This window comes from Buchnera aphidicola str. APS (Acyrthosiphon pisum) (assembly GCF_000009605.1).
Classification (GTDB): Bacteria; Pseudomonadota; Gammaproteobacteria; order Enterobacterales; family Enterobacteriaceae; genus Buchnera; species Buchnera aphidicola_I.
Genome location: NC_002528.1, coordinates 454,406 through 476,384, shown reverse-complemented (window position 1 = coordinate 476,384; position 21,979 = coordinate 454,406). Strand labels below are relative to the sequence as shown.

Here is a 21,979-nt window from a genome sequence, read left to right as displayed (position 1 = left end):
CTCATAACCCCATAATTAAACTTTGTTCAATGAAATCATCTAGATCGCCATCTAAAACAGATTGAACATGATTTTTTTCAACTCCAGTGCGAAGGTCTTTTATTTTAGAGTTATCTAATATATATGATCGTATTTGATTTCCCCATGTTATATCTGATTTATTTTGTTCTATTTTTTGTTTTTCTTCTTGTTTTTTTCTCATTTGTATTTCGTATAGTTTTGATTGCATTTGTTTCATTGCTTGTTCTTTATTTTTGTGTTGAGAACGATTATTTTGACATTGGGTAACAATGTTCGTAGGCAAATGAGTAATACGTACAGCTGATTCCGTTCTATTTACATGTTGTCCTCCTGCTCCAGATGCTCTATACACGTCAATTCTGAGATCAGAATAATTAATATTTATATCAATTTTTTCATTTATATCTGGATATATAAAAATTGAACTAAAGGAAGTATGACGTCTCTTTCCAGAATCAAAAGGACTTTTTCTAATTAAACGATGTATGCCTGTTTCTGTTCTAAACCAACCAAAGGCATATTCTCCACTTACTTTAATAGTAGATGATTTAATCCCAACTATTTCACCGATAGATTCATCAATAATTTCAGTGTGAAATCCTTTTTTATCAGCCCATCTTAAGTACATTCTTAGTAACATTTTAGACCAATCTTGTGCGTCTGTACCTCCGGATCCAGATTGTATATCAATATAGCAGTCGTAGTGGTCATTTTTTTTTGAAAACATACGGTAAAATTCAAGTTTTTTTATTTCTTGTTCTATTTTTTGAATTTCTAATAAAGATTCTTTAAATACTAGGTTATCTTGTGTTTCTATTGCCAATTCTAAAAAAATAACTACTTCTTTAATGTTTTCTTCGATTTCATTGATATTTTGAATTATAGAATTCAATAAATATTTTTCTTTATTAAGTTTTTTTATAGATATCTGTTCTGTCCATGTTTTAGGTGATGATAATTCTAAATCAATTTCTAAAACACGGGATTTTTTTTTGTTATAGTCAAAGATACCTCTTAAGATCTTGTACACGTCTATTAAGACTGTTAATTTGATTTGTAGTCATATTATTTTCTATCATAATTTTATAGTTCTTCTGTTAATTTAATTTGATTAAAAATTTTTTAACCTTTTTAAGGTGTATTTTTCGAATGTTTAAAATTAGATTGTTATTATATCTGTTTAATTAGATAGGTGCATTTATTTTAATTTTGTGTAGTTTGTATTTAATTTATTTTAGGAAATAAAATATGCCATCCTTTATATCGATACAAAATATTATCTATCCTTCAAATGAATTATCATTAACAATGATTCTTCTTGAAGAATGGTCTTTAACTTATGTAGAAGGAATTGATAGTAAAAAGTATCTTCAAGGTCAATTAACTATTGATATAAATTTACTGCTTAAGACCCATCACACACTTTGTGCACATTGTAATTTTAATGGAAGAGTATGGAGTACTATGCATTTGTTTCATTATGAAAAAGGTTATGCTTATATTCAACGCAAAAGTGTTTCTCAAATTCAAATTAAAGAAATTTGTAAGTATTCCATTTTTTCGAAAATAAAAATTCGTGAATTAAATAGTATTTGTTTAATAGGATTTGCAGGTTGCAATGTTAGATCATTTTTATCCAGCTTATTTGTTAAAATACCAAATCAAAGTTGCCCAGTAATTCATGAGGATAATAAAACTATATTATGGTATGAGAAACCATCAGAACGATTTTTATTAGTTTTACCTTTTTTAGATTTTTTAACTTTAAAAAGAAAAATTAATCAAAATATATTTTTAAACAATAGTAAACAATGGTTATTATTAGATATTGAAGCAGGGCTTCCTGTTATTGATAAAATATGTTCTAACAAATTTACACCACAAGCAATTAATTTACATAATCTTAAAGCTATTAGCTTTAAAAAAGGATGTTATTATGGACAAGAAACAATAGCACGAATATTTTTTAAAAAAACAAATAAGTATTTTTTATGTTTTTTGGTAAGTACAGGAAGTATTTTTCCTAAAATTGGTTCATTTATTGAAACTAAAGTTGATAGTGAATGGTTTAAAGTTGGTGTGTTATTATCTATAGTTCATGTTAAGTGTGAAGAAATTTATATACAAGTAGTTTTGCGTAAATCTGTAAATATAAATAATTTATTCAGAATACATGGGTTTGAAAATATTTTTTTAATAAAAAATTAGATAATAATACAAAAATTTTTTTATTTGCATGTTCTATGTTTTAAAAAAACAACATTTATTTTTTATAAAATTTTCGATAAAACTGTCTTTCAAAATATCATGTCTGAAGGTATTCTTTTTATTATTTCTGCTCCAAGTGGAACAGGAAAATCAAGTTTAATTCAAGGATTATTAAAGTCAAAAACTTTATATAATACTCGAGTATCTATTTCTCATACTACTCGAATTATACGACCCGGTGAATTACATGGAAAACATTATTATTTTATATCAAAAAAAGAATTTGAAATTATGATTAAACAAGAATATTTTTTAGAATATGCGAAAGTATTTAGTAATTATTATGGAACTTCGCGTAAATATATTGAAAAAATGCTGTTTTCTGGGATTGATGTTTTTCTTGATATTGATTGGCAGGGAGCTAAACAAATTAAATGTAAAATGCCAAAATCAAAAAGTATTTTTTTGTTACCACCATCTAAAGATACATTATATAAAAGATTAAGAGAAAGAGGCCAAGATAGTGATTCAGTTATTGCAAATAGAATGGAAAAAGCAGTAGATGAAATGCAACATTATTCAGAATATGATTATTTAATTATTAATGATGATTTTAAACAAGCAGTAAATGATTTAATAACAATTATTACTGCCGAACATTTGTGTTTATTTCATCAAAAGAACAAACATAATTTACTGATTTCTAATTTGTTAAAATGTTAATTTTTAAAAATTATTTCATAATTTAGGAACACTTTTATATAATTCTATTGAATAAATAGAATTATATAATTGAAAAAGATAATATTGATTTTTTTAATTTCTTAGTTTATAGTTTTGTTATTTTAAATAGATTTTTTATTACGATTAGCTCTTTTTCTTTCATTTTCTTTTAAATAAAATTTACGTATTCGTATAGAATGAGGCGTGACTTCTACAAGTTCATCATCGTTGATAAATCCTATTGCTTCTTCTAATGTGAAATGAATTGCTGTCGTTAAAACTATTGCTTCGTCTGTACCAGAAGCTCTCATATTAGTTAATTTTTTTCCAGTTAAACAATTAACCGTTAAATCATTAGAACGATTATGAAGTCCTATAATTTGTCCTTCATATACTTGAGCGCCATGTCCTATAAATAATTTTCCTCTTTCTTGTAAATTAAATAGAGAAAACCCTACTGCCATACCTGTACTATTCGATATTAAAACTCCATTTTTTCTTTGTCCAATATTGCTATTTTGGAGGTTATCATAGTGACTAAAAGATGAATAACACAGACCTGTTCCAGAAGTTATACTCATAAATTCCGAACGAAATCCGATTAATGCTCTGCTAGATAATATATATTCAAGGCGCACCCTTCCTTTTGAATCTGGAATCATATTTTTTAATTCCCCTTTTCTGATACCTATAAATTGCATAACACTTCCTTGATTTTTTTCTTCTATATCTAAAGTTACGTTTTCAAAAGGTTCTTTTTGAATCCCATTAATTTCACGAAAAATAATTTTAGGACGGGAAACTTCTAACTCAAACCCTTCACGACGCATATTTTCAATTAATATAGATAAATGTAACTCACCGCGTCCAGATACAGAAAAAATATTTGGATCCTTCGTTTCTTTTATCTGTAAAGCAACATTGTGCATGGTTTCTTTTTTTAATCGTTCTAAAATTTGACGAGATGTAATATATTTCCCTTCCTTTCCTGAAAAAGGTGAGGTATTTACTGAAAAAAACATATTTACAGTAGGTTCATCGATACTTAATGCTGGAAGAGGTTGTAGATTATCTGGATGACAAATTGTATCTGAAATTTTTAATTTATTAAGACCTGTAATAGCAATGATATCTCCAGCATATCCTTGATTGATTTCCATTCTTTTTAATCCAAAATAGTTTAATACTTTATTAACTTTACCACTACGATGTTTTCCAAATCTATCAATAATAGTCACTTTATCATTAGTCTTAATAGAACCTTGTTTAACACGTCCAACCCCTATGACTCCAAGATAACTATTATAATCAAGTTGTGAGATTTGCATTTGAAACTTTTGATCAGAATTAACGTTAGGAGCAGGAGCATATTTGATAATAGATTCATATAATGGAATCATGTTATTTTGCATATTCAAATAATCTGTCCCTGAGGTTCCAAGAACGGCAGATGTATATATAATAGGAAAATCAAGTTGCTCATCACTTGCATTCAAATTAACAAAAAGATCAAAAACTTGATCTACTACCCAATCAGGACGAGAGTGAATTCGATCAATTTTATTAATTACAACTATAGGGTTTAAACCATATTTAAAAGCTTTTTTAGTTACAAACCGAGTTTGCGGCATTGGTCCATCTAATGCGTCTACCACCAAAAGCACTGAGTCTACCATAGACATTACACGTTCTACTTCACCTCCAAAATCAGCATGTCCCGGAGTGTCAACTATATTTATTTTATAATTATTCCATTTTATTGAAGTATTTTTTGATAAAATTGTAATACCTCGTTCTTTTTCTAAATCATTAGAATCCATAATTCTTTCAGTTTTTTCTTCATGTTCTTCAAATGTTCCTGATTGTTGTAATAATTTATCAAGCAATGTTGTTTTACCATGATCAACATGTGCTATAATGGCAATATTTCTTATACTATGATGCATTTTTTTTCCTTTTAAAAAGTAGTAAAATATAGATGTATTACAGACTGGTTATGGATAGAATTACAAGATGAGATTCATTATGCGGAAATAGCATTTTATATATTAAGTTTTATGGGTATGTATAAAAAGTACTTCTTTTATAATCACAGAAGTTAGAGTAAAAATTCTAAATTAAAAAATTTTTTCATATAAAATAATTAAATTTTTATTTGAATAATTTTCTTGCAGATTTAACGACTAGGATTAAATTTTGAATTCATTAGATTACAATAAAACAAATTTTTTAAAAAGTTATTCAAAAATAACTGATATAGATATTCAAAACGGTATTGAAATTGCGTTTATTGGTTATTCTAACACAGGTAAATCTAGTGCCATCAATGCATTAACTAATCAGAAAAAATTAGCTCGTTTCAGCAAAACTCCCGGTAGAACTCAATTAATTAATTTTTTTGAAGTAGTTTCGGGTTTTAGAATAGTTGATTTGCCTGGATATGGTTATTCTCAAGCGCCTTTATTAGTTAGAAGTAAATGGCAAAAAAAAGTATATGATTATTTAGAAAAACGAGAACAAATTAAACTTTTTGTGCTTTTAATGGATATCAGATATCCACTGAAAAAACTTGATCAAAAAATAATTAGTATAGCTGTTCAAAAAAAAATTTCTATTTTAGTACTGTTAACTAAATGTGATAAAATAAAAATCAATCATCAAAAAAATCAAGCAGATATGGTATTTAAAAAGTTAAACGTTCTTTTGGATTCTTTTGAAATTATATTATTTTCGTCATATAAAAAAATTGGTATTGAAAAATTGAAATTAAGTTTAAATAGTTCGTATAAAAAGCATTTTATTTTAAATAGATAATGATGTCTACATAATAAATAAAAATATTATGAATACAACTGCTATAGAAATTTTTTTTATTTTTATGAAGAAAAATAATTTTTAAAAATTTGAAACGTATTTTTAGAACAATATTTTTTTAAAATGATGTCTTTTAATTTAATGTCTATAGGAATATCTAATTTTATTCTTGCTAATTTATATGAAAGTAAAGCTCTTTCCTTATTATTTTTTAGTTGAATAGAAATATTTTTAGCATTTCTTAATGGTAAAGATTTTATTTTTTCAATATTATTATATATATTTTCAATATTAGAAAATTTATTTATCAAAAATAGCGCCGTTTTAATCCCAATTTTAGGCACTCCTGGAATATTATCTGTAGCGTCTCCCATTAAAGCTAAGAAATCAATAAATTCTTTTGGTTTTATACCATATTTTTCTTGTATTATTTCTGATGTAATAATGCAATTATTTTTTTTATGGAATATGTTAATATTTTCTGTTACAAGCTGAAGCATATCTTTATCATGACTTAAAATTAATATTTTTTCTCCTTGTTTTTCGAGTTGATAAGATAAACTTCCAATAACATCATCTGCTTCTATTCCGGGAATAGTTAAAGTTTTTATACCAATTTTTTTAAGTATTTCAAAAAGAGGTTGAATTTGCATAACCAATAAATCAGGCATAGATGATCTATTTTTTTTATATTCTTTAAAGAGCTTATTTCTAAATGTTTTTCGAGATGAATCAAATATTATAATAATTTTTTTTAAATTTTTATATTTTTTAAAGATATTATCTATAATTTTTAACATTCCATATATTGCCCCACAGGGTTTTCCTGAAGTATTTTCTAAATTGCAAAATGCATAATAAGATGCATATAGGTATAAACTACCATCTATTATAATAACTGGATTATTTTTTATGTGATTCATATTTACTCTTTATATTTTACAGATATTTTTGTTAAAATATTTTTATTGATTAGAATAAAAATTTATTATATTAAATATTTATACTAGTAATATGGTCAAAATTTATATTTATAAAAATATTTAAATTTTTTCTTTTTTATTTATTAAAAATTGAATTAATTTAGTATATTTTTCAGCAAAACTATCTTTAAAAATTTCTTCAATTTTTGAGTAATCAATTACATATTTTTCATTAATAAGCATAGTTGGAATATTTTTTAAATTATATTTTCTAATATCTTCTTCTTGTTTACTTATTAATATTTTAATAGTTAAACTATTCCAAAAACTATTAAATTTACTTTCACTTACTCCTGCCTTCTCCTTAAATATTTTTTTTATATCATCAAGATTATTAATTGTATAAGTTTCTTGAATACCTTTAAAAATAGGCAAAACAATTTTTTTTTCAATTCCCATTTGTTGTGCAATTATCCAAGATTTTGTCAAAACATATCCCAATTTTCCTCCTAAAAAGGAAACATGATATTTTTGAATATTTATATTTTTTTTAATTTTTTTTTCAATTAAATATTGTGTATCGTATGTTTTTTCAAATTCATAACAATATGGACAAAAAAATGAAAAAAATTCTATTATACTTGGAATATTAGATATAACTTTATGTTTTTCAGTATATTCTCTTCCATTTTTAAATTCACAAGAAAAAACATTGCAAGATAGAATAAGAATACATAATATAATCAATATTTTTTTCATCTTCATCACCTAATTTTATTTTTTATGTTGTTAATTTTTCAAAAATAAAAACGATCTTTAAAATAACATGATATATAAATTTATAATACTATACCTACATATTTTTATCTGTATCAATCATTGATTGTATAACTGGAGAAATAGAAATTTTATATTATGAAAAAAAAAAATATTAAGAATAGTATGAACAATCATACTCCAATGATAAAACAGTATTTATCTTTAAAATCACAGTATCCTGATATGCTTCTTTTTTATCAAATGGGTGATTTTTATGAGTTGTTTTACGAAGATGCAGAACGTATTTCGGAACTACTGAAAATTACTTTAACAAAAAAAGGATACTCAAATCATAAGATCATACCGATGGCTGGAGTCCCATGCCATAAATCAGAATATTATTTATCTAAACTTGTAAAATTAGGTGAATCTATTGCGATATGTGATCAACAAAAAGAAACTGATTGTAAAAAAAAATTAATTTCTCGTAAAGTAGTTCGCATAATCACGCCTGGAACTGTTACAGATGAAGTACTTCTTGAAGAAAATGAAGATAATTTTATAGCTGCTATCTGGAAAGAAAATAATCAATTTGGATACTCCGTATTAGATTTATCATTAGGTTTTTTTGGTGTATCTAAGATTTTTTCTTCTTGTGATTTGCTTTCAGAAATTGAACGAACTAATCCTAAAGAAATACTCTATCCGGAAAATTTTTCAGATGTTTTTTTAATTGAAAGTAGAAAGTGTATTAGAAAACGCTCATTATTAGAATTCGATTTAGAGACATCATATAAGTTACTTAATTTGCAATATAATACTTGTAGTTTGGATGGATTTGGTATAGAGAAAAACAATTTTGTAATACGTGCTGCTGGTTGTTTATTACAATATGTTAAATCAATGAATATGACTCTCTTACCTAATATTCGTCAGTTAAAATATAATTACATGGAAGATAGCATTTTTATGAATTTTAGTACGCGTAAAAGCTTGGAAATTACTCAAAATATTTCAGGAGAAAAAAAAAATACTTTATCTGCAATATTAAATAAAACAGTTACATCTATGGGTAGTAGAATGTTAAATAGATGGTTAAATTCTCCACTAAAAAACTTTAAAATAGTTAGAAATCGTCATGAAAGTGTGGAAGCTTTGCAGTTTTTTTATAAAGAATTACAATTTATTTTACGTCAAGTTAATGATTTAGAAAGAATTTATTCTCGTTTAGCTTTACGTACTGCTTCGCCTCATGATTTCGTACGAATGCGTTCTACATTAGAAATCTTACCTAATTTACATTTAATATTAAAAAAAATAAAATCAAAACATATAAAAAAAATACGTTTATCTATTGGTTATTTTGAAGAAGTTTTATGTTTATTAAAAAAAGCAATTAGTTTGAAGCCATCTAAATGTATTCGAGATGGTGGTGTAATAGCAGAATTATATAATATTGAACTTGATGAGTTACGATCTATTAAAATAAATTCCAAAGAATATATTAAAAATTTTGAACAGAAAGAAAAAAAAAAATTAATGATTGAATCATTTAAGATAAAATTTAATAAAATTATCGGGTATTATATTCAAATAAGCAAACGTCATACTCATTTAATTCCAAAATATTATGTCATAATACAAACATTAAAAAATACAGAACGTTATAGTGTTCCTTTATTAAAAGAATATGAAGAAAAAGTTTTAAATTCAGAAATGCGATCTTTATTACTAGAAAAAAAATTGTATGCAGAAATTTTTAATATTATTGAACCTTTTTTAGAAAAATTACAAAATAGTGCATTAGCATTGTCAGAATTAGATGTGTTAGTAAATTTATCTGAACGTGCTATATCTCTAAATTATACGCGTCCTATTATGAGCGAAAAATATGGAATTTCTTTACTAGAAAGTCGTCATCCAGTTGTTGAATGTTTTTTAAAAACACCATTTATAAAAAATTCTGTTTTTTTATCCAGAACACAAAGAATGATCATTATAACAGGTCCTAATATGGGTGGAAAAAGTACATACATGCGTCAAATTGCACTCATTGTAATTATGGCCGGTATAGGTAGTTTTGTTCCTGCTAGATATGCTTTAATTGGTTCGATTGATAAAATTTTTACAAGAATAGGTTCTGCAGATGACTTAAGCAATGGATATTCAACATTTATGATGGAAATGATGGAAATATCTAATATTCTACACAATGCAACATCTAATAGTTTAGTTTTAATCGATGAATTAGGAAGAGGAACTTCAACTAATGAGGGTTTATCTTTAGCTTGGTCGTGTTCTAGGTATTTAATAAACATAAATAAATCTATGACGTTATTATCTACTCATTTTGTTGAATTAACAAAATTAGAAGAAAAAGAAAAATTTGTAAAAAATTTTCATTTTTCTGCTATTAAAAGCGATTTACATATAGCTTTTTTATATAAAATTAAAAATGGTATATCAAAAAAAAGTTATGGTATATCAGTAGCTTCATTGTCTGGATTGCCAGATTCTGTTCTAGAAGACGCAGAGAAAAAATTAATAGAAATAGAAAATACATAATGTTTTATTAACAGTAAAGTATTCTTATACATTATATAAATAAATTTATTTAAGATTTTAAAAGTAAAAAATTTTACATAAAAATTTGATTTTTCTATTAGATGGTAGCAAAAAATTAATATCTTCTGTAAATTATATTTTATTGATAATATTAAGTTTTTAATGTAATAAAATTTGGATATTTAGTATAATGAAAAATCAAAACAAGTTTGATCCCGTGTTTCCATTAAGTTCAGAACAATTAAATAATTTAAAAGAACTTGAAAGAACTTGCACTAATATTCAAAGTGCTTGGTTGTCAGGTTATTTTTGGAAAATTGCTAATCAAACATCAAATATAACGTCTTTTCAAACAAATGAATCAGAAAAAAACGATCCAGTTATTACGATTATTTCCGCTTCCCAAACTGGTAATGCAAAATTATTGTCTAAACGTCTTTATGAATATTTTAATAAAAATAATAAAATAAGTCGTCTTATTGATGCTATGGATTATAAATTCAAAAAAATAAAAGATGAAAAGATATTAATTTTAATTATTTCAACTCAAGGTGAGGGTGAACCACCAGAAGAAGCATTATCTTTTTATAAATTTATAATGTCAAAAAATGCACCTAATTTAAATAACTTATATTATAGTGTTTTTGGATTAGGAGATACATCCTATAATTTATTTTGTCAAGCTGGAAAAGATTTTGATAAAAGATTTAAAGAGTTAGGTGGTAATTCTTTATTAGATAGATTTGATGCAGATATTGAATATGAAGATAATTATAATAAATGGTCTCAGGATTTATTACAATCTATTAATAGTAAAGAAAAAATTTATAAATCTTCTGTGTCATATATAGATCAAGAAAATACATTGATACTTTCGAAAAATCATTATACAAAAAAAAATCCTGCTGAAGGTATTATATTAACAAATCAAAAAATTACTGGTCGTAATTCTAAGAAAGATGTTCATCATATTGAAATTGATATTAGTAATTTGAACATTAAGTATTCACCTGGTGATGCATTGGGTGTATGGTATAAAAATGACAGTAATTTAGTGAAAAATATATTAGAATTACTCTCTATTAATATTTCTGAAACAATTACAATTAAAAATGATGTTATTACAATTTTTGATGCTTTACAAAATCATTTCGAATTAACGAATAATACTAAAAATATTATTAAAAGTTATGCAAATTTTTCGAAAAACAAATTTTTAAAAGATATCATATCTAATGATTCTGATTTAGAAAATTATACCATTAACACTCCTTTAATTAAAATGATACATGATCATCCATTAAAATTATCCTCTCAACAATTAATTGGTTTACTTCGCCCACTAACACCTAGATTATATTCCATTTCTTCTTCACAAGAAGAAATTGACAATGAAATTCATATCACAGTAGGAGTAGTAAAAAAATTAATTTCAGGTCATGTATATTTAGGAGGGGCCTCTGGTTATCTTTCACAATCTTTAAAATCTGATGATATAATAAAAATTTTTATTCAAACCAATGATAATTTTCGATTACCTATTAATAAAAACACTCCAATAATAATGATTAGTTCAGGAACAGGCATTGCTCCATTTCGTGCTTTTATGCAGCAAAGAGACAATGATAATGCTGATGGAAAAAATTGGCTTTTTTTTGGAAATCCTAATTTTACTGAAGATTTTTTATATCAAGTAGAATGGCAAAAATATATAAAAAAGGGATTAATCACCAATATGAATTTAGCTTGGTCGCAAGATCAAAAAAATAAAATATACGTACAAGATCGAATAAGAGAAAATTCACAAGAAATATGGTCTTGGATAGAAGAAGGAGCTCAAATATATGTTTGTGGAAACGCTTCTAAAATGGCAAAAGATGTTGAAAAAGCATTATTAGATATTATTAGTCATAACGCTCATTTAAATCTTGAAGAATCTCAAGAATTTTTAAATAATCTGCGTTTAAATAAACGTTATAAAAGAGATGTGTATTAATGAATAAAAAATTTAAAAAAATAGTTACAGAAAAAAAATTAACTGATGCAGAACGAATTAAAGAAAATAGTAATTATCTTAGAGGTACAATTACTGATGATTTAAAAAACGAAATTACTAATGGTTTTACTGGAGATAATTTTTCACTTATTCGATTTCATGGCATGTATCAGCAAGATGATCGCGATTTACGTATAGAACGTAATGAGCAAAAATTAGAACCACGTTACGCAATGATGCTGCGTTGTCGTCTACCAGGAGGAGTTATTAAAGCAAAAAAATGGTTGAAAATTGATTATTTTGCCAGCAAATATACATTGTATGGAACTATTCGTCTAACTAATCGTCAAACTTTTCAATTTCATGGAATTTTAAAGAAAAATTTAAAAGATGTACATAAAATGTTACATAGTATAGGATTAGATTCATTAGCTACTGCTAATGATGTAAACAGAAATGTACTTTGTACATCAAATCCTATGGAATCTTTAATTCATCAAGAAGCTTACGAATGGGCACGAAAAATTTCAAATTTTTTATTACCTCATACTAAGGCATATGCGGAAATTTGGTTAGATCAAAAAAAAATAGTTACGACAGAAAAAGAACCTATATTAGGAAAAACATATTTACCTAGAAAATTTAAAACAACAGTAGTAATTCCACCTTATAACGATGTTGATTTATATGCTAATGATATGAATTTTGTTGCTATCACAAAAAATGAAAAAATTATTGGTTTTAACATATTAATTGGTGGCGGACTATCTTTTATTCATGGTAATAAAAATACATGGCCATTTCTTGCAACTGAAATAGGTTATATTTCTGTAGAAAACACTTTATCTATTGCTAAGGCTATAGTAACAACACAAAGGGATTGGGGAAATCGTACTGATCGTGCAAACGCAAAAACTAGATATACTATTAATAATTTTGGTTTAAATGAATTTAAAAAAGAAATTGAAAAACGAGCAAATGTTAATCTTAAACCAGTTCGCGAATATAGTTTTATCAGCAGAGGAGACAGATTTGGATGGATTAAAGACATCAACAATAATTGGAGTTTAACATTATTTATTCAAAATGGACGTATATATGATGATAATGATAAATTATTTAAATCAGGATTATTGAAAATTGCAAATATTCATGATGGTAATTTTAGAATTACATCTAATCAAAATATAATCATTTCTGAAGTATCTGAAAAAAATAAGAATAAAATAGAAAAAATAGCTTTATCATCTGGATTAATAAATAAAAGTACTAATTTACGTAAAAATTCTATGGCATGCGTTTCATTTCCTACTTGTCCTTTAGCAATGGCGGAAGCTGAACGTATGCTATCCTTTTTTATTACTCAATTAGAAAATATCATGTTAAAATATGGTGTAGAAGATGAGGTGATAATTTTACGTGTCTCTGGCTGTCCTAATGGTTGTGGACGATCCTTATTAGCTGAAATTGGTTTAATTGGAAAATCTATTGGTCGATATAATTTATATATAGGAGGAAATCGTATAGGAAATCGAATTCCAAAAATTTATAAAGAAAATATTACTGAACAAGAAATATTAATTCATTTAAAATATTTAATTAAAACATGGTCTAATGAACGAAAAAATAAAGAAGATTTTGGAGATTTTATAGTTAGAAAAGAATTTGTTAAAGAAGTGATTAATCCTGTTTACGATTTTTGGAGTTAGTATGGAGCAAATATAATGTCTAAATTCTATATTGAAAATATTAATCTGTTAAATTCTGAAAAAAAAAATAATATACTTTCTGAATTAAATTTACTTCTATCCAATTATTCTGCAGAAGAACGTATTTCTTGGGCATTAAGCCATTTACCCCATACACAAATCATGTCATCAAGCTTCGGTATTCAGTCAACAGTATTATTACATCTTATAATCAAAAAAAAACCGGATATTCCTGTTATATTAATTGATACAGGTTATTTGTTTCCTGAAACATATAATTTTATTGATTTTTTAACTAATAAATTTCATTTGAATTTGAAAGTTTTTAGATCAACAATATCTTCTGCGTGGCAGGAAGCGCGATATGGGAAGTTATGGGAAAAAGGTATTGAAGGAATTGATTTTTATAATAATATTAATAAAGTACAGCCCATGAATTTTGCTTTGAATGAACTATCAGTACAAACATGGTTTGCTGGATTGCGTCATGATCAATCAAAAAGTCGAAATTTATTACCATATCTTTCTATTAAAAAAGGAATATTTAAAATTTTACCAATACTAGATTGGTCTAAGGATAAAATAAAAGACTATTTAAAAGAAAATAATTTAGATACCCATCCTTTATATAATAATGGATATTCGTCTGTAGGAGATACACACACTACTAAAAAACACATGCCTGGTATGTTAGAGGAAGAAACTCGTTTTTTTGGATTAAAACGCGAATGTGGTTTACATGAAAATTAAATTTTATTTTTATGATTAATGAAATATTTAATATAAAACATCATATAATTTTCTTGTGTAATTAAATTTATTAAAAAATATTTTTTTGTTTTACAGTAACAAACTGTATCTTAACTATTTTTTTAAGATAAATATAAGATACTAACAACGCATTTTTATAACATTGATATGTTAAAATAATATATTTCTTGCATATTTATATTGTATATCAATATTTTAAAAAGTTTAAATAAATATTAAATAATGTATCTTACATAGGATCTGATGTAAAATTGATAATTTTATTAAAAAAATATTTTTCTATTAATAAGTTTAGTTTTTTTTAAAATAAGGCGACTGTGAACTATCTTCCTATTTTCATAGATTTAAAATCTAAAAATGTTTTAGTTATTGGTGCAGGAGAAGTAGGATTAAATAAAATTAGAATACTACTCCGTGCTAAAGCTAAAGTTAATGTTATTGCTAAAGAATTATGTTCAGAAGTGAAGTTACTTTTACGTGATCAAAAAATAAATTGGTTATCTAAAAATTTTGATTTGATTTATTTAAATAAAATATTTTTAGTAGTTTCAGCTACAAATGATATAAAATTAAATCAATATATATTTAAAAAATGCAATGAGCGCTGCGTATTAGTAAATATAGTTGATGATAAGTTAAAATGTTCTTTTATTTTTCCTTCTATCATCGATCGTTCTCCTTTAATTGTAGCAATTTCTTCAGGCGGCACTGCTCCCGTATTATTACGTCTTTTACGTGAAAAAATTGAAGCAATTTTACCAAATAAATTAGGCGATGTTGCTAAAATTGCAGGTAAATGGAGATTAGCAATTAAAAAACATTTTTCAAATTTTCTAGAAAGACGTAAATTTTGGGAAAAATTGTTTCATAGTATTTTTGTAGAACATATTCTTAATGGCAATAAAGAACAAGCGATTAATGTTTTAAAAAAAAATATGAATCAGAATATTTCATTAACAGGTGAAATTATTCTAGTAGGTGCTGGACCAGGAGATAGTGGTTTATTAACTTTAAGAGGTCTGCAAGTTTTACAACAAGCAGATGTGGTTTTATATGATTATTTAGTTTCTGAAGATATTTTAGATTTGATTCGTCGTGATGCAAAACGAATATGTGTTGGAAAACGAGTTGGTTTAAAAAATATTACTCAGAATGAAATTATTAAATTATTAATTTTTTTCGCACAAAAAGGAAAAAAAGTAGTGCGTTTAAAAGGTGGTGATCCCTTTATTTTCGGACGTGGTAGTGAAGAAATAGAAGCAGCCAAAGATGCAGGTATTCATTTTCAAGTCGTTCCAGGTATTACTTCTGCAATTGGTATTGCAGCTTATACCGGAATACCACTGACACATCGCAAATACTCACAAGGTGTTATATTTATTACAGGACATAAATGTATTGATGGTTTTTTAAATAATTGGTCGATACTATCTGATCCCTCATATACTTTAGTTGTATACATGGGTACATTAAAAGCTGTATATATAGCTCAAAAACTAATTACATTTGGTCGATCTAAATTAACACCAATAGCTATTATTGTACAAGGTACTACTATTCATCAAAAAGTTATTGTAGGTTGTTTAGGTGAAATTGAAAAAATTATTCCATTTGCTGCTACTCCATCTTTATTGATTATTGGAGATGTGGTTCATTTACATAAGAAACTAGCATGGTTTCAAAGTGAAAATATATTAAAGAAAATTAAAAATAAATTTTCTACATTAACATTTATTTGAGGGGCGACAATGTTTAAAAAAAATACTACTCATTTGCGTCAACTAGAATCAGAAAGTATTTATATTATGAGAGAAGTAATGTCAGATTTTCAAAATCCTGTAATGTTATATTCTATCGGAAAAGATTCTTCAGTTATGTTACATTTAGCAAAAAAATCTTTTTATCCTGGAACTATACCTTTTCCTTTGCTGCACATAGATACTGGATGGAAGTTTAAAGAAATGTATATTTTCAGAGATCATATAGCGAGTACTTCTAACATAGAATTAATCGTGCATTCTCATTCAAAAGGGAAATTATTAGGTTTAAATCCTTTTGAAAACGGAGGGAGTAAATATACTGATATCATGAAAACAGAAGGATTAAAAGAAGCTATAAATAAATATAATTTTGATGCAGCCTTTGGTGGCGCTAGACGAGATGAAGAAAAATCACGTTCTAAAGAACGCATCTATTCTTTTCGTGATTCATTACATCAATGGGATCCAAAAAAACAGCGCCCTGAGTTATGGTGGAACTATAATGGTCAAATAAATAAAGGAGAAAATATCCGTGTTTTTCCCCTTTCTAATTGGACGGAATTAGATATTTGGCAATATATTTTTTTAGAAAAAATTGAAATTGTTCCTCTTTATTTTGCTGCCAAGCGTCCAGTATTAGAAAGAAATGGCGTGCTAACAGTGATCGATGATAGTCGTATGAAAATTAAGTCTAACGAAGTAATAAAAGAAAAAATGGTTAGGTTTCGTACATTAGGATGTTGGCCTTTGACTAATGCAATTGAATCAGAAGCTAGAAATGTTGAAGATATAATTAAGGAAACATTAATTGTTAAAACAAGTGAACGAACTGGTCGTGCTATTGATTATGATCAAAAAAGTTCAATGGAATTTAAAAAAAGACAGGGTTATTTTTAAAAAGAGAAATTTAAAAAGATGAACATTAATATGAAAGATAACTTTAAGAAATGGTTAGATTTACAACAAAAGAAAACTTTATTAAAATTTTTAACCTGTGGTAGTGTAGATGATGGAAAGAGCACGTTAATTGGTCGTTTATTACATGATACTAAACAAATTTATGACGACCAATTATTTTTTTTAAAAAGTGATAGTAAACGTCATGGTACACAAGGTAATGAAATAGATCTTGCGCTAGTAGTAGATGGCCTGCAATCAGAGCGTGAGCAAGGGATTACTATTGATGTAGCTTATCGTTACTTTTCTACTAATAAAAGAAAATTTATTATTGCAGATACACCTGGACATGAACAATATACTCGTAATATGGCGACAGGAGCTTCTACATGCGATTTATCTATTTTATTAGTTGACGCTAGGAAAGGATTATCAGAACAAACCTACCGACATAGCTTTATTTCTACTTTACTCGGAATTAAATATTTAATTGTTGCCATTAATAAAATGGATCTAGTTAACTATAAACAAGAAATATTTGAAAATATAAAAAAAGATTTTTTAATTTTTTCTAAAAAACTCGCCAATGATTTAAATATTATTTTTATTCCTATGTCTGCGTTGCTTGGTGAAAATATTGTTTTTAAAACAAAATTAATGCCTTGGTATCAAGGTGTAACCTTGCTAAGTTTTTTAGAAACAATAAAAATTAAAAATAGTATTAGTTCAGAAGAACTGAGATTTCCAGTACAATATATCAATCGTCCAAATTCAGATTTTCGTGGATATTCCGGAATATTACTGTCTGGTAGGATGCATGTCGGACAAACTATTAAAATATTACCTGAGAACATAAACTCTCGTGTCTCTCGAATTGTAACATTTGATAAAGAACTAAAAAAAGCCGAAATAGGTGAATCAATTACAGTAGTATTAAAAGATGAAATAGATATTAATCGCGGTGATTTTTTTGTAAATATTGATTCTATATTACAACCTTCCCAAGAAGCTATCATAGATATTGTTTGGATGACAGATAATATCTTATTAGCAGGAGAATCATATAATGTCAAGTTGTCTGGTAAGAAAATACGTGTTTACATTAAAGAAATTTTATTCAAGTTGGATGTTAATACCTTAAAAAAGGTAAAAAGCCATTCTCTTGTTTTAAATAGTATTGGTCGAGTTAAAATATATTTTAGCAAACCTGTGATTTTTGATAATTATAGTGAAAATAGAATGACTGGTAATATGATTTTTATTGATCTTTTAACTAACATTACAGTAGGCGCCGGAATGATTGTAAATAGTTTAGACAAAAAAGGAAAAATACCGTCTAATAAACAAAAAGATTTTGAATCAGATTTTTATGATTTAATTATTCGTCATTTTCCACATTGGAACATACCAAAAATTTTAATGAAAAAGGTTTATAAGTAAATGAACAATAATTTTCAAAACAATATTTTTTGGCAAAAACATTCAATTACACGCCTAAAACGTGAAAAAAAAAATGGTCATAAATCAATTGTACTATGGTTCACTGGGCTCTCAGGTTCAGGAAAATCAACCATAGCAAATTTTTTAGAAGAAATATTGTTTAAAAATGGAATTAATAGCTATTTATTAGACGGAGACAATATTAGGTCTGGTTTATGTTCTGATTTAAGTTTTAGTTTGGCAGATAGGAATGAAAACATTAGACGCATTGGAGAAGTAGTAAAAATGATGTTACATGCTGGTCTAATAATATTGGTATCAGTTATTTCCCCCTATAGAAATCAAAGGGAAATGGTACGTCAAATGTTAGGAAAAAAAAACTTTTTAGAAGTTTTCATTGATACACCTATTGAAATTTGTGAATCTCGAGATCCTAAAAAATTATATAAACAAGCCCGCACAGGCCAAATATCTGATTTTACTGGTATACAATGTACATACGAAACTCCTAATACACCTGATGTTCTTTTAAAGGGTACAGATTCTTTAAAAAATAACTCAAAAAAATTAATAAAAATTTTATATAATCATAATATAATATCTTTTATTAACATAGATTAAATATATTTGATATGAAAAATTTTTATACATATAAATTAAATTTTTTCAGAGTAATACATGAAGATATTAAAAATATTTTTGCTTTCTTTGTTATTTTGGTTGCAATATTCTCTTTGGTTTGGGAAAAATGGTGTTTTAGATTTTATAAAAATATATAGAAGGGTTACGATAGAAAAAAAAAATAATGAATATCTTGATATGCGTAATAATCAAATAATATTAGAAATTGAAAATTTTAATAATCATATTAATAAAGATAAAAAAAAAACATAATATTTATATAAATTATTTTAAATAAAAGAAAAATTTTTTTTTAAATTTAAAAAAATTTTTTAGTCTTATTTTTGGATATAAAATGATCTTGGTTAATTTATTTGAACCAAAAATTATAGCTATCGTACCTGCTGCTGGAATAGGTAGTAGAATGAAGATAGATGTACCTAAACAATATATAAAAATTCAAAATCGTACTATTCTTGAGCATACCTTAACAACATTATTATTACATCCTAATATAGTTCAAATAATTGTAAGCTTAAATAAAAAAGATAATTACTTTCATAAATTATCTATTTCGTCTAATTTTCGTATTATTTCTGTAGTGGGTGGTGAAAAAAGAATAAATTCAGTTTTATCAGGATTAATAGTAGTAAAAAATGTAGATTGGGTTATAGTTCATGATGCAGTTCGTCCGTGTTTAAGCTATAAAGATTTAGAAAAATTAATATCTATTATTAAAAAAAATCCAGTAGGTGCGATTTTAGCAAGACCTGTATCTGATACTATTAAATATAGTAATTTAAAACAAAAAAAAGCAGTGTACACAGTATATAGAAAAAATCTATGGCATGCTTTGACTCCTCAGTTATTTCAGGTAGAGCTACTAAAAAATTGTTTAAAAAAAATAATTAAAGATCAGATTAGCGTTACAGATGAGGCATCAGCACTAGAATATTGTGGATATAATCCATTACTTGTTTTAGGTAGTTGTAGAAACATTAAAATTACTTGGCCTGAAGATCTTGTTCTTGCAAACTTTTATTTAAAAAATCACATTATAGATAAATAAAAAAAGGTTATTTTTATGAGAATTGGATATGGTTTTGATCTTCATGCTTTTGGAAGCACTAAACCATTAATTATTGGTGGTGTTTTAATACCTTGTGAAAAAGGTTTAATTGCTCACTCTAATGGTGATTTATTAATACATTCTTTAATCGATGCATTATTGGGAGCGACTGCTATGGGTGATATTGGTTCTTTTTTCCCAAGTAACAATTACATCTACAAAAATATTGACAGTAGAATTTTATTAAAAAAAATTTGGAATAAAATCATACTATTAAATTATGATATATGTAATATTGATATTACTATTATTGCAGAATATCCAAAAATGTTGCCTTATATATTTTTTATGCGATCAAATTTATCATTAGATCTTAATACTGAAATAGATAATATCAGTATTAAATCTACAACTTCCAAAAAAATAGGATGCATTGGAAGAAAAGAAGCGATCGCTTGTCACTCGATTGTAATGCTAATAAAAAATAAAAAATGTATTTAAATAAATAAGTCATTCTTTTTAATTTTTTAAATATATAAAAAAATATTGTCTAAGACATTTATTTTTAATGAAATTAAAGGGATAAATATAATGCAATTAAAAATTTTTTTATTTAAATTATTATTTTTAATATTTTTTTCGTTTTCTTTTAATAATTTTGCATTCGGATTTTTTTTTAATAATCGATATGATTCTAATTTTTTTATTGATAAAAAATATACAAAAGATTTTATTTTTTTTAAAAAAAATGAATGTTTTTCTTTTTTAAAATATAAAAAAAATTTTTTTTTAAATAAAAAAATTATTATTGGCAATAATCATTTTATTGGTTTTTTTCAAAAAAATAGATTTAAGATATTTTATATTGTGAAATCAAAAGACACGATGTATTCTATTGCTAAAAATTCTGGTTATAATTATCATGAATTATCTAAATTTAACTCTATCAAAAAACCTTATAAAATAATTATAGGTCAAAAAATATGGATGGGAGATTTTTTAATTGATAAAAATAATAATGATTGTTCTATTCTAAATTTAGAAAAAAACAGTATAAAACAACATAATTCTTGTGAAGTTGTTTTTAAAAATTTATTAAATATTGAAAAATTTTTGAAAGATAATATAAAAACTAAAAAAATATGTTTTTTTTGCATAAAAAAAATAAAAAAAAATAATAATTCTTTAAAATTAAAATTTTTTAATTTTTCTAATAACTGGTCTTGGCCTGTTAAAAATAAGAACACTAAATATTTTTATATTGATAAATTAGGAAATAAAAGAATAGAAATAATTGGTTTTAAAGGACAACCAGTTTTTTCTACAGCTGCAGGGGAAGTGGTTTTCGTTACTAATTTATTTAAAAAATATGGTCTATTAATTATTATTAAGCACGATCAAAATTATCTTAGTATTTATGCTTTTAATAATTCAGTATTAGTAAAAGAAAAAGATAGGGTTTATAAAAATCAGCAAATCGCTACGATGGGATTATCGTCAGATACTAACCTAGCGCGACTTTATTTTGAAATACGTTATTTGGGAGAATCAATAAATCCATTAAGTATATTACCTAAAATTAATACAAATATTTAATTTATGATATTTCTAAAACTTATACTAAACTATATTTTTTAACAAAATAAAACTATTTTTTGTTTGATTTTTTTCTAAATATTTTTTTTTGAATAAGAAACAGGCAT

Annotated in this window: 19 protein-coding genes; 15 read left to right on the top strand and 4 right to left on the bottom strand. The window is 25.3% G+C overall.

Annotated features, from left to right (window positions below; genetic code table 11):
* Nucleotide 1 precedes the first annotated feature (1 nt).
* A protein-coding gene (gene prfB, locus BU_RS02280; RefSeq protein ID WP_226988357.1) for a peptide chain release factor 2 occupies nucleotides 2-1,100 on the bottom strand; the annotation gives its coding sequence in 2 pieces (ribosomal slippage) (nucleotides 2-1,024 and nucleotides 1,026-1,100; 1,098 coding nt in all).
* Nucleotides 1,101-1,269: 169 nt separating this feature from the next.
* Between prfB and ygfZ the strand changes: the two genes are divergently transcribed.
* Both ygfZ and gmk read left to right on the top strand, forming a co-directional pair.
* A complete protein-coding gene (gene ygfZ / locus BU_RS02275; protein WP_009874388.1) occupies nucleotides 1,270-2,229 on the top strand; it encodes a tRNA-modifying protein YgfZ in 960 nt (319 codons plus the stop codon).
* A 99-nt stretch (nucleotides 2,230-2,328) separates the two neighbouring features.
* Nucleotides 2,329-2,952, top strand: coding sequence for a guanylate kinase (gene gmk / locus BU_RS02270; protein WP_009874387.1), 624 nt, complete (start codon nucleotides 2,329-2,331; stop codon nucleotides 2,950-2,952).
* 122 nt (nucleotides 2,953-3,074) lie between these two features.
* On the opposite strand, the gene typA is transcribed toward gmk, so the two are convergent.
* Entirely contained in the window at nucleotides 3,075-4,898 is a 1,824-nt protein-coding gene (gene typA, locus BU_RS02265; RefSeq protein WP_010896114.1) for a translational GTPase TypA, read from the bottom strand.
* A 250-nt stretch (nucleotides 4,899-5,148) separates the two neighbouring features.
* Between typA and yihA the strand changes: the two genes are divergently transcribed.
* Nucleotides 5,149-5,766 carry a ribosome biogenesis GTP-binding protein YihA/YsxC gene (gene yihA, locus BU_RS02260; protein ID WP_009874385.1) on the top strand — a complete coding sequence of 206 codons (618 nt, stop codon included), beginning with the start codon at nucleotides 5,149-5,151 and terminating at the stop codon, nucleotides 5,764-5,766.
* Between the two features lie 62 nt (nucleotides 5,767-5,828).
* Here yihA and BU_RS02255 read toward each other — a convergent pair whose 3' ends face one another.
* Together BU_RS02255 and BU_RS02250 are read right to left on the bottom strand one after the other, a co-directional pair.
* Complete coding sequence (locus tag BU_RS02255) at nucleotides 5,829-6,689, bottom strand: 5'-3' exonuclease (RefSeq protein ID WP_010896113.1); 861 nt, start codon at nucleotides 6,687-6,689, stop codon at nucleotides 5,829-5,831.
* A 120-nt stretch (nucleotides 6,690-6,809) separates the two neighbouring features.
* The gene (locus tag BU_RS02250; RefSeq protein ID WP_009874383.1) at nucleotides 6,810-7,448 is read right to left on the bottom strand and encodes a DsbA family protein; all 639 of its coding nucleotides are present in this window, start codon (nucleotides 7,446-7,448) and stop codon (nucleotides 6,810-6,812) included.
* Nucleotides 7,449-7,604: 156 nt separating this feature from the next.
* On the opposite strand from BU_RS02250, the gene mutS reads away from it, so the two are divergent.
* From mutS to BU_RS02190, 12 genes are all read left to right on the top strand, one after another.
* On the top strand, nucleotides 7,605-10,013 hold the full coding sequence (gene mutS / locus BU_RS02245; RefSeq protein ID WP_010896112.1) for a DNA mismatch repair protein MutS: 2,409 nt from the start codon (nucleotides 7,605-7,607) through the stop codon (nucleotides 10,011-10,013).
* Between the two features lie 190 nt (nucleotides 10,014-10,203).
* Complete coding sequence (locus BU_RS02240; protein WP_010896111.1) at nucleotides 10,204-12,009, top strand: assimilatory sulfite reductase (NADPH) flavoprotein subunit; 1,806 nt, start codon at nucleotides 10,204-10,206, stop codon at nucleotides 12,007-12,009.
* Nucleotides 12,009-13,718 (top strand): assimilatory sulfite reductase (NADPH) hemoprotein subunit, encoded by a 1,710-nt coding sequence (gene cysI, locus BU_RS02235; protein WP_009874380.1) that lies wholly within the window; start codon nucleotides 12,009-12,011, stop codon nucleotides 13,716-13,718. The genes BU_RS02240 and cysI overlap by 1 nt, the downstream gene beginning before the upstream one ends.
* A 15-nt stretch (nucleotides 13,719-13,733) precedes the next feature.
* Entirely contained in the window at nucleotides 13,734-14,468 is a 735-nt protein-coding gene (locus tag BU_RS02230) for a phosphoadenylyl-sulfate reductase (RefSeq protein WP_010896110.1), read from the top strand.
* 338 nt (nucleotides 14,469-14,806) lie between these two features.
* Nucleotides 14,807-16,228 (top strand): siroheme synthase CysG, encoded by a 1,422-nt coding sequence (gene cysG, locus BU_RS02225; RefSeq protein ID WP_009874378.1) that lies wholly within the window; start codon nucleotides 14,807-14,809, stop codon nucleotides 16,226-16,228.
* A gap of 9 nt (nucleotides 16,229-16,237) precedes the next feature.
* Nucleotides 16,238-17,146: a sulfate adenylyltransferase subunit CysD gene (cysD, locus tag BU_RS02220; RefSeq protein WP_009874377.1), complete on the top strand. Its 909-nt coding sequence runs from the start codon at nucleotides 16,238-16,240 to the stop codon at nucleotides 17,144-17,146.
* Nucleotides 17,147-17,164: 18 nt separating this feature from the next.
* The gene (gene cysN, locus BU_RS02215) at nucleotides 17,165-18,586 is read left to right on the top strand and encodes a sulfate adenylyltransferase subunit CysN (RefSeq protein ID WP_010896109.1); all 1,422 of its coding nucleotides are present in this window, start codon (nucleotides 17,165-17,167) and stop codon (nucleotides 18,584-18,586) included.
* Entirely contained in the window at nucleotides 18,587-19,207 is a 621-nt protein-coding gene (cysC, locus tag BU_RS02210) for an adenylyl-sulfate kinase (protein ID WP_010896108.1), read from the top strand. It abuts the gene before it with no gap.
* Between the two features lie 57 nt (nucleotides 19,208-19,264).
* The gene (locus BU_RS02205; RefSeq protein WP_010896107.1) at nucleotides 19,265-19,480 is read left to right on the top strand and encodes a cell division protein FtsB; all 216 of its coding nucleotides are present in this window, start codon (nucleotides 19,265-19,267) and stop codon (nucleotides 19,478-19,480) included.
* 82 nt (nucleotides 19,481-19,562) lie between these two features.
* A complete protein-coding gene (gene ispD, locus BU_RS02200; RefSeq protein ID WP_010896106.1) occupies nucleotides 19,563-20,276 on the top strand; it encodes a 2-C-methyl-D-erythritol 4-phosphate cytidylyltransferase in 714 nt (237 codons plus the stop codon).
* Between the two features lie 15 nt (nucleotides 20,277-20,291).
* A complete protein-coding gene (gene ispF / locus BU_RS02195) occupies nucleotides 20,292-20,777 on the top strand; it encodes a 2-C-methyl-D-erythritol 2,4-cyclodiphosphate synthase (protein WP_009874372.1) in 486 nt (161 codons plus the stop codon).
* A 90-nt stretch (nucleotides 20,778-20,867) separates the two neighbouring features.
* Nucleotides 20,868-21,872 (top strand): peptidoglycan DD-metalloendopeptidase family protein, encoded by a 1,005-nt coding sequence (locus BU_RS02190; RefSeq protein ID WP_009874371.1) that lies wholly within the window; start codon nucleotides 20,868-20,870, stop codon nucleotides 21,870-21,872.
* The last annotated feature ends 107 nt before the right edge of the window (nucleotides 21,873-21,979 follow it).

Excerpts from the sequence above, each read along its gene's own strand:
- ygfZ (WP_009874388.1), top strand. The coding sequence starts at position 1,270 with ATGCCATCCTTTATATCGATACAAAATATTATCTATCCTTCAAATGAA.
- gmk (WP_009874387.1), top strand. The coding sequence starts at position 2,329 with ATGTCTGAAGGTATTCTTTTTATTATTTCTGCTCCAAGTGGAACAGGA.
- typA (WP_010896114.1), bottom strand. The coding sequence starts at position 4,898 with ATGCATCATAGTATAAGAAATATTGCCATTATAGCACATGTTGATCAT.
- BU_RS02255 (WP_010896113.1), bottom strand. The coding sequence starts at position 6,689 with ATGAATCACATAAAAAATAATCCAGTTATTATAATAGATGGTAGTTTA.
- BU_RS02250 (WP_009874383.1), bottom strand. The coding sequence starts at position 7,448 with ATGAAAAAAATATTGATTATATTATGTATTCTTATTCTATCTTGCAAT.
- mutS (WP_010896112.1), top strand. The coding sequence starts at position 7,605 with ATGAAAAAAAAAAATATTAAGAATAGTATGAACAATCATACTCCAATG.
- BU_RS02240 (WP_010896111.1), top strand. The coding sequence starts at position 10,204 with ATGAAAAATCAAAACAAGTTTGATCCCGTGTTTCCATTAAGTTCAGAA.
- cysI (WP_009874380.1), top strand. The coding sequence starts at position 12,009 with ATGAATAAAAAATTTAAAAAAATAGTTACAGAAAAAAAATTAACTGAT.
- BU_RS02230 (WP_010896110.1), top strand. The coding sequence starts at position 13,734 with ATGTCTAAATTCTATATTGAAAATATTAATCTGTTAAATTCTGAAAAA.
- cysD (WP_009874377.1), top strand. The coding sequence starts at position 16,238 with ATGTTTAAAAAAAATACTACTCATTTGCGTCAACTAGAATCAGAAAGT.
- cysN (WP_010896109.1), top strand. The coding sequence starts at position 17,165 with ATGAACATTAATATGAAAGATAACTTTAAGAAATGGTTAGATTTACAA.
- cysC (WP_010896108.1), top strand. The coding sequence starts at position 18,587 with ATGAACAATAATTTTCAAAACAATATTTTTTGGCAAAAACATTCAATT.
- BU_RS02205 (WP_010896107.1), top strand. The coding sequence starts at position 19,265 with ATGAAGATATTAAAAATATTTTTGCTTTCTTTGTTATTTTGGTTGCAA.
- ispD (WP_010896106.1), top strand. The coding sequence starts at position 19,563 with ATGATCTTGGTTAATTTATTTGAACCAAAAATTATAGCTATCGTACCT.
- ispF (WP_009874372.1), top strand. The coding sequence starts at position 20,292 with ATGAGAATTGGATATGGTTTTGATCTTCATGCTTTTGGAAGCACTAAA.
- BU_RS02190 (WP_009874371.1), top strand. The coding sequence starts at position 20,868 with ATGCAATTAAAAATTTTTTTATTTAAATTATTATTTTTAATATTTTTT.